The sequence below is a fragment of the Frankia sp. CcWB2 genome (assembly GCF_977927585.1).
This window is the reverse complement of sequence record NZ_CDWRCM010000001.1, coordinates 1,619-3,363: the sequence shown is the minus strand read 5'-3', so window position 1 is coordinate 3,363 and position 1,745 is coordinate 1,619. Positions and strand designations below refer to the sequence as shown.

The following is a 1,745-nucleotide window of genomic DNA, read 5'->3' as shown; positions in this document are numbered from 1 at the left end:
GAGATGGTCCACCGGCCCGATGGTCGTGATCAGGTCGTGGGCATAGTCGACGTTGCCGAAGGCGCGCCAGGCGACCTCGTGGTAGTCGTGCACGTCGCAGTCGGCGTCGACGACCACGATCAGCTTCGACAACGACAGCAGCCCGGCCCCCCAGACCGCGTTCATCACCTTCTGCGCGTGCTTCGGATAACGCTTCTCGATGGAGACGATGCAGCAGTTGTGGAACACCCCCGCCTCAGGCAGGTCATAATCGACGATCTCGGGGATCATCATCCTGACCAGCGGCAGGAAGATCCGTTCGGTGGCCTTGCCCATCGGACCGTCCTCCTGCGGCGGCCGACCGACCACGATCGTCTGGAACACCGGGTCACGCTGCGTCGTCATCACGTCGACGTGCAGCGCCGGGAACGGTTCGACGGGGGTGTAGAAGCCGGTGTGGTCGCCGAACGGCCCCTCGGGCAGCCGCTCCCCCGGCTCGAGCCAGCCCTCGAGCACCACTTGTGCGTTCGCGGGCACCCGCAGCGGGACGGAGAGGCAGTCGATCATCTCCACCCGCTCGCCGCGCAGGTAACCGGCGAACAGGTACTCGTCGAGGTCGGTGGGCAGTGGCGCGGACGCGGCGTAGGTGACCGCCGGGTCGCACCCGAACGCGATCGCGACCGGCAGCCGCTCCCCACGCCGCTCGGCGACCGCGTGATGCGCGTTGGAGTCCTTGTGGATCTGCCAGTGCATGCCGACGGTGCGTGCGTCGTGGCGTTGCAACCGGTACATCCCGAGGTTGCGCGCCCCGGTCTCGGGGTGCTTCGTGTGCGTCAGACCGAGGTTGAGGAAGGCCCCGCCGTCGTTCGGCCAGGCGTGCACCCCCGGCAGCCGGAACAGGTCGACGTCCGGACCCTTGAGAATGACGTCCTGGCAGGGCGCGGTCCGGACCCGGCGGGGCGGGATCGAGGCGAGCGACGCCGCCTTGCCGAACGCCTCGCGCAACCCGGACAGGCCGATCGGCAGCTGCGGGCGCAGCAGCGCGCCGAGCCGTTCACCGATGTCGTCCAGCGCCTCGACGCCGAGCGCGGCAGCCATCCGCTCCTCGGTGCCGAACACGTTGATCGCCAGCGGCATGTCGGCGCCGGCCGGGGACTCGAACAGCAGAGCCGGCCCGCGCTCCCGTACCACCCGGGTCACGATCTCGGTGACCTCGAGACGCGGGTCGACGGGTACGGTGACGCGGCGCAGATCCTTCCGCCTTTCGAGATGAGCAAGGAACGCACGCAGATCCGCCCAGGCCATGACCTCCATCCTCGCAGTCGCCACGGGTGGATGCCCGACCGCCCACAAGTGGTCACGATCCCAGTTCAACACGTCACGCCACGGGCACGACCGCGTCGGATAACGGACCGGAGGGACGAGGAGTCGGCGCGGAAGGCACACTAGAGGTACACGGGCCGGCCATCACCACGACATGTACGTCCGCCGCAGGCCATAGCGGACGGTACGTGCTCGCCTGACCCATCTGGTGGGGTCGCCCGTCCGTGACGCCACCCATCCGTGACGTCGCCACGGGTCGGGGATTTCGCCACGGGTCGGGATTAGATGCCCGCGGATCGGATGTTCCATACCTGACAGGTCACGACGAGCATAACGATCAAGAAAAGCAGGAAGGAGCGACCGGCCGGTGCTGGGCCTCGCGCTGACGTTTGTGATCATTGGTGTTTGGGCTTACGCGATCATCGATGTCTTCGGGACACCCC

General features: G+C 67.9%; 1 protein-coding gene. It reads right to left on the bottom strand.

What is annotated here, in order from left to right:
- Nucleotides 1–1,284, bottom strand: a 1,284-nt coding sequence (locus ACY45C_RS00015; RefSeq protein WP_462185630.1) for a menaquinone biosynthesis decarboxylase, incomplete at its 3' end; no start/stop codon positions are given.
- Between the last annotated feature and the right edge of the window lie 461 nt (nucleotides 1,285–1,745).